This window comes from Streptomyces graminilatus (assembly GCF_001418565.1).
Taxonomy (GTDB): Bacteria; Actinomycetota; Actinomycetes; order Streptomycetales; family Streptomycetaceae; genus Streptomyces; species Streptomyces graminilatus.
Window position 1 is genome coordinate 1 of the sequence record NZ_LIQQ01000162.1, and the last position, 6,783, is coordinate 6,783.

6 protein-coding genes and 1 pseudogene are annotated in these 6,783 nt (G+C 67.6%); 6 read left to right on the forward strand and 1 reads right to left on the reverse strand.

The features are described 5' to 3' along the window. The 6 genes and pseudogenes from AOK08_RS15740 to AOK08_RS15765 all read left to right on the forward strand — a co-directional run. Nucleotides 1-465: pseudogene (locus AOK08_RS15740) on the forward strand (hypothetical protein); the annotation flags it as partial. Between the two features lie 237 nt (nt 466-702). Continuing rightward, a complete protein-coding gene (locus AOK08_RS15745; protein ID WP_241826962.1) occupies nt 703-1,923 on the forward strand; it encodes a branched-chain amino acid ABC transporter substrate-binding protein in 1,221 nt (406 codons plus the stop codon). A 112-nt stretch (nt 1,924-2,035) separates the two neighbouring features. Continuing rightward, nucleotides 2,036-2,968: a branched-chain amino acid ABC transporter permease gene (locus AOK08_RS15750; RefSeq protein WP_055526193.1), complete on the forward strand. Its 933-nt coding sequence runs from the start codon at nt 2,036-2,038 to the stop codon at nt 2,966-2,968. Between the two features lie 5 nt (nt 2,969-2,973). Beyond that, nucleotides 2,974-4,764, forward strand: a complete 1,791-nt coding sequence (locus AOK08_RS15755; protein ID WP_055526196.1) for a branched-chain amino acid ABC transporter permease — start codon at nt 2,974-2,976, stop codon at nt 4,762-4,764. Nucleotides 4,765-4,769: 5 nt separating this feature from the next. Next, a complete protein-coding gene (locus AOK08_RS15760; RefSeq protein WP_198539280.1) occupies nt 4,770-5,642 on the forward strand; it encodes an ABC transporter ATP-binding protein in 873 nt (290 codons plus the stop codon). Then, nucleotides 5,639-6,355, forward strand: a complete 717-nt coding sequence (locus tag AOK08_RS15765; protein WP_055526195.1) for an ABC transporter ATP-binding protein — start codon at nt 5,639-5,641, stop codon at nt 6,353-6,355. Before AOK08_RS15760 ends, AOK08_RS15765 begins: the two co-directional genes overlap by 4 nt. Nucleotides 6,356-6,462: 107 nt before the next feature. Here the strand turns inward: AOK08_RS15765 and AOK08_RS15770 are convergent. Then, a partial coding sequence (locus AOK08_RS15770) for an ANTAR domain-containing response regulator (protein ID WP_157876689.1) occupies nt 6,463-6,783 on the reverse strand: 321 nt, incomplete at its 5' end.

Consider the following 6,783-nt stretch of genomic DNA (forward strand, 5'->3'; position numbering starts at 1 on the left):
GCCGAACCCCCCACCCCCGTCCCCTGGCCGGCGAACGTCACCACGATCCACTACAAGGGACTCGCCGCGACCTTCGACTCCGCGCCCGCCAACGGCCTGTTCCGCTTCGCCGTGACCGCGCACAGCGGACCACCCGTCACCCTGCGCGTCGACGGCGCCGCCTCCGGCGGTCTCACCGCCCGCATCTCACCCGACGAGGCCTCGACGGTCATCGCCGGGACGACCCGCCGGATCACCGTCCAGATATCAGTCGTCGACTGCGCGGCCCTTCCCCGCACCACGGACGCGTCTTTTCTCGACGTAACGCTGCGTAACACGCGTGCAATACAGCACCACCGTTTCACCTTCGGCGGCGCCTACCCCGACGACCTTTCCAGGCTCGCCCGAGCGGCCTGCGGCCCAGCGCCCGCACGGCCAAGCCCACGGGCGACGGGAAGTGCGGGTTCTCAAAATATGGGCAGATAGGGATTCCAGCCAAAGTGGCCGAAAATCTCCTTCACCAAGGATCATCAACCGGTACGTCATAACAAGAAAGTCACAAGCAAGCCCGCCCATATGCTCCCGACACCTGAGGGGCTTAGAGTCACGGCCAGTCACCGCGCCGCCGGGCGCGTCTACTGCACGACCAGCTCAACCTCAGTACGGCCCGGCGAGACACACGGCAGCCCAAGAGGGCCGCTGCGCCAGGGAGAGGATTTAAACGTGCGTCAGCGTTCTTTGGTCGTACTCACCGCCATGCTCACCACCGGAGCACTCGCACTGACCGCCTGCGGTTCGCGCGACAACAAGAGCGGGGACTCGGGCGACAAGAAGACCGAGATCATCATCGGTGTCGACGCCCCCCTGACCGGCCAGAACTCCGCCACGGGCCTCGGCATCCAGGGCGGCGTACAGATCGCCGTCGACGACGCCAACAAGAACAACACCGTCCCCGGCGTGACCTTCAAGGTCCTGGCACTCGACGACAAGGCGATCCCGGCCAGCGGCCAGCAGAACGCCACCCAGCTCGTCGGCAACGACAAGGTCCTCGGCGTCGTCGGCCCGCTGAACTCCGGCGTCGCCACCCAGATGCAGCAGGTCTTCGACACCGCCGGCCTGGTCGAGATCTCCCCCTCGAACACGGCGCCCGAGCTCACCCAGGGCAAGAACTGGCAGACGTCGAAGTCGCGTGCGTTCAAGACGTACTTCCGCACCGCCACCACCGACGCCCTCCAGGGCGGCTTCGCGGCCGAGTACGCCTTCACCACGCTGAAGAAGCGCAACGTCTTCGTCGTCGACGACAAGCAGACCTACGGCGCGGGCCTGGCCAAGCTCTTCAAGGCCGGCTTCACCAAGGCCGGCGGCAAGGTCGCCGGCGAGGACCACGTCAACACCGGCGACACGGACTTCTCCGCCCTCGTCACCAAGATCAAGAACTCCAAGGCCGACCTCGTCTACTACGGCGGCCAGTACGACGAGTCCGAGAAGCTCACCAAGCAGCTCAAGGACGGCGGCGCCAAGATCCCCCTGTTCGGCGGTGACGGCATGTTCACCCCGACCTACATCGAGACCGCCGGCAAGACCTCCGAGGGCGACCTCGTCACCTCCGTCGGCGCCCCCGTCGACTCCCTGCCCTCCGCCGCCGACTTCATCAAGAAGTACAAGGCCTCCGGCCTCAAGGGCGACTACGGCACCTACGGCGGCTACTCCTACGACGCCGCGACCGCCATCATCAAGGCGATCGGCAACGTCGTGAAGGACGGCAAGGTCCCCAGCGACGCCCGCGCCAAGATCGTCGCCGAGGTCCAGAAGTCCAAGTTCGACGGCATCGCCGGCCCCGTCGCCTTCGACGAGTACGGCGACACCACCAACAAGCAGCTCACCGTCTACCAGGTCACCGACGGCAAGTGGAAGGCCGTCAAGAGCGGCACCTTCAACGGCTGATCCCCACCGCCGCTAGCACCACCCCACGGGCCGCGCGGCCACGATCACACCAACCGCGCGGCCCGCTTCACGCCCTGCTCACTACTCCCACCACCCACATGGAGGCCATGCGGTGAACACTCTGCCGCAGCAGCTGGCCAACGGGCTGTTCCTCGGCTCGATGTACGGGCTGATCGCCATCGGATACACGATGGTGTACGGCATCGTCCAGCTCATCAACTTCGCCCATGGCGAGATCTTCATGACCGGCGGCTTCGGCGCGCTCACGGTCTATCTCTATGTCCTCCCCGACGGCACCACCATGTGGGTGGCCCTACCGGCGATGCTCATCGGCGGCGGAATCGTCTCCGTCCTCATCGCGGTCGGGGCCGAACGCTTCGCCTACCGACCACTGCGCGGAGCACCACGCCTCGCGCCCCTCATCACCGCCATCGGCCTCTCCCTCGCCCTCCAGCAGGCCGTCTTCAACTGGTACCCCGACGCCAAGACCGACATCAACTTCCCCCAGCTCCCCTTCGGTCCCTGGCACCTCGGCTCCGTCAGCATCAGCAGCGGCTCGGTGTTCGTCATCGTCGCCGCCCCCCTCTGCATGGCGGCCCTCGCCCTCTTCGTCAACCTCTCCCGCACCGGCCGCGCCATGCAGGCCACCGCGCAGGACCCCGACACCGCCCAGCTCATGGGCATCGACACCAACCGCATCATCGTGATCGCCTTCGCCATCGGCGGATTCTTCGCCGCGGTCGCCGCCGTCGCCTACGGCCTGCGCTACGGCTCGGTCAAGTACGACATGGGCTTCCAGATGGGCCTCAAGGCCTTCACCGCCGCCGTCCTCGGCGGCATCGGCAACATCTACGGCGCCATGATCGGCGGCCTCGTCCTCGGCCTCGCCGAGACCATGGCCACCTCCTACATCGACGGCATCCCCGGCATGCAGCAGCTCGGCGGCGGCGGCTGGGCCTCCGTCTGGGCCTTCGTCCTCCTCATCCTCGTACTGCTGTTCAGGCCACAAGGCCTGGTCGGCGAGCGCGTCGCGGACAGGGCGTGACCACCATGGCAACCACCGAAACCCCCAAAACCACCGCACAGACCACGGACACCCCCCGGGGCCTCATCGCACTGCCCCAGGGCATCGCCCGCGTCCTCATCGCCGTCGGCGCCGTCGGCACCATCGCCAGCACGTTCATGTCGTGGACCTACACGTCCGACTTCCCCGGGGACCTCACCTACTACGGCTCCCCCGCCGGACTCCAGATCCTCGCCCTCGTCGCAGGCGCACTCACCCTCCTGTACGCGCTCACCCTCTGGCACGTACGCGGCCTCAACTGGCTCAACCCGGCAAGCGCCGTCGCACCCGTCGCCCTCGCCGCCGCCTCCGCCTTCGCCGTCTGCTGGTTCAGCGCCATCGCGATCGCCGTCGACCTCGAAGGCCTCATCGCCCTCGACCCCGGCGCCTACATCGCCGCGATCTTCTCACTGGCCGCCCTCCTCGGCGCCCTCGCGCTCCCCCAGCCCGGCGACACACCCAAGAGCTACCTCGCCAAGCCCGAGAACATCCCCACCGCGGCCAAGCTCCCCGAGTGGGTCGAACGCCTCGTCATCACCGCCGCCACCGCCGCGGCCCTGATCGTCTTCGCCTACGGCATCGGCGTCGACCCCGACGCCAGCGAAACGTTCCTCGGCTACATACTGCTGATCGTCTTCGGCACCTGGGCCCTGTTCACCGCGGGCCTCTTCGACCGCATCTCGGTACTCAACGCCCGCCACAAGGGATTCGCCACCTCCATGGCCTTCCTCGCCGCGGCACTCTTCCCCTTCGTCGAGAACGACGAACACAACTCCAACCTCGGCGTGAACATCCTCGTCGTCGCCACCGTCGCCCTCGGCCTCAACATCGTCGTCGGCCTCACCGGCCTCCTCGACCTCGGATACGTCGCCTTCCTCGGCGTCGGCGCCTACGCCGCGGCCCTGGTCTCCGGATCCGAGTTCTCCCGGTTCTCCGGCGTCCAGTTCCCCTTCTGGGCCGCCATGCTCACCGGCATGCTCGCCTCACTCGTATTCGGCGTCCTCATCGGCGCCCCAACCCTGCGACTGCGCGGCGACTACCTCGCCATCGTCACCCTGGGCTTCGGAGAGATCTTCCGCATCACCGTCAACAACCTCGACGGCACCTCCGGCCCCAACATCACCAACGGCCCCAACGGCATCTCGATGATCCCCGACCTGGAGATCTTCGGATTCAACTTCGGGACCGCCCACAACATCGGCTCCATCACCATCGGCCGATTCGCGAACTACTTCCTGCTCATGCTGATCATCACCGCGATCGTCGTGGTCGTCTTCACCCGAGCAGCGGACTCCCGCATCGGCCGCTCCTGGATCGCCATCCGCGAGGACGAGACCGCCGCAACCGCCATGGGCATCAACGGCTTCCGCGTCAAGCTCATCGCCTTCGCCCTCGGCGCCTCCCTCGCCGGCCTCGCCGGCACCGTCAGCGCCCACGTCGGCTACAGCGTCAACCCCGCCCCCTACCAGTTCGCCGGCTCCGTACCGCCGAACTCCGCCTTCCTGCTCGCCGCGGTCGTCCTCGGCGGCATGGGCACCGTCAGCGGCCCCATCCTCGGCGCCACGCTGCTCTACCTCCTCCCCGAGAAGCTCGGCTTCCTCAAGGAGTACCAGCTCTTCGCCTTCGGCATCGCCCTCGTGATCCTCATGCGCTTCAGGCCCGAAGGCATCATCGCCAACCGGCGCCGCCAGCTCGAGTTCCACGACACCGGCCAGCTCGACATCCCCGAAAGCGGCCTCCCCGACACCACCGTCGGCGTCACCAAGGCAGGGGCGTGACCAGCATGACCACCACCACGGCCACCAGCCCCGTCCTCGAAGCCACCGGCGTCACCATGCGCTTCGGCGGCCTCACCGCCGTACGCGGCGTCGACCTCACCGTCAACAGCGGCGAGATCGTCGGCCTCATCGGACCCAACGGCGCGGGCAAGACCACCTTCTTCAACTGCCTCACAGGCCTCTACGTCCCCACCGAGGGCCGAGTCGCCTACAAGGGCACCGTCCTGCCGCCCAAGCCCCACCTCGTCACCAGCGCCGGCATCGCCCGCACCTTCCAGAACATCCGGCTCTTCGCCAACATGACCGTCCTGGAAAACGTCCTCGTGGGCCGCCACACCAGGACCAAGGAAGGCCTCTGGTCGGCCCTCCTGCGCGGCCCCGGCTTCCGCAAGGCCGAAGCCGCCTCCCGCGAACGCGCCATGGAACTCCTCGAGTTCATCGGCCTCGCGCACAAGGCCGACCATCTCTCCCGCAACCTCCCCTACGGCGAACAGCGCAAGCTCGAGATCGCCCGGGCCATGGCGAGCGACCCCGGCCTCCTCCTCCTGGACGAGCCCACCGCCGGCATGAACCCGCAGGAGACCAGGGCGACCGAAGAACTCGTCTTCGCGATCCGCGACCGAGGCATCGCCGTACTCGTCATCGAGCACGACATGCGCTTCATCTTCAACCTCAGCGACCGCGTCGCCTGCCTCGTCCAAGGCCAGAAGCTCGTCGAAGGCACCTCGGACATCGTCCAGAACGACGAACGCGTCATCGCCGCCTACCTCGGCACCCCCTTCGAAGGCGCCCCCGGCTCCGAAGAGGCCGCCGAGGTCGAAGCGGCCGAGGCCGCCGAAGCGCAGGGCACCACCAGCACGGAAGGACCCGCCCAGTGACCGCACTGCTGGAGGTCGAAGACCTCAAGGTCGCCTACGGCAAGATCGAAGCCGTCAAGGGCATCTCCTTCACCGTCGAAGCCGGCCAGATCGTCACCCTCATCGGCACCAACGGCGCCGGCAAGACGACCACCCTGCGCACCCTCTCCGGGCTCCTCAAGCCCAGCAGCGGCCGCGTCCTCTTCGACGGCAAGCCGATCACCGGCGTCCCCGCCCACAAGATCGTCTCCCTCGGCCTCGCCCACTCCCCCGAGGGACGCCACATCTTCCCCCGGCTGACGATCACCGAGAACCTCCAGCTCGGAGCCTTCCTGCGCTCCGACAAGGCAGGCATCGAGAAGGACATCCAGCGCGCCTACGACCTCTTCCCCATCCTCGGGGAACGCAGGAAGCAGGCCGCGGGCACCCTCTCCGGCGGCGAACAGCAGATGCTCGCCATGGGCCGCGCGCTCATGTGCCAGCCCAAGCTGCTGATGCTCGACGAACCCTCCATGGGCCTCTCGCCGATCATGATGCAGAAGATCATGTCCACCATCGCCGAACTCAAGGCGACCGGGATGACCATCCTCCTCGTCGAGCAGAACGCCCAGGCGGCGCTCTCCCTCGCCGACCAGGGACACGTCATGGAGGTCGGCAGCATCGTCCTCTCCGGCACCGGCCAGGACCTGATCCACGACGAGTCGGTACGCAAGGCGTACCTCGGCGAGGACTAGACCGTCCGCCGTCCTCCGACGGTACGTGTACGGCATGAACGAGGCGGCCCGCACCCCTGACCGGGGGTGCGGGCCGCCTCGTATTCGTACGTCCGTCCGCGGCCTCGTCAGCCCTTGGCCGCCTTCTTCTCGGCGGCGTCCGCGATGACCGCCTCCGCGACCTGCTGCATCGACATGCGCCGGTCCATCGACGTCTTCTGGATCCACCGGAACGCGGCGGGCTCCGTCAGGCCGTACTCCGTCTGCAGGACCGACTTGGCACGGTCGACGAGCTTGCGGGTCTCCAGCCTCAGGGTGAGGTCGGCGATCTCCTTCTCCAGCGTCCGCAACTCGTTGAAGCGCGACACGGCCATCTCGATCGCCGGAACGACGTCGCTCTTGCTGAACGGCTTCACGAGGTACGCCATGGCCCCGGCGTCCCTGGCCCG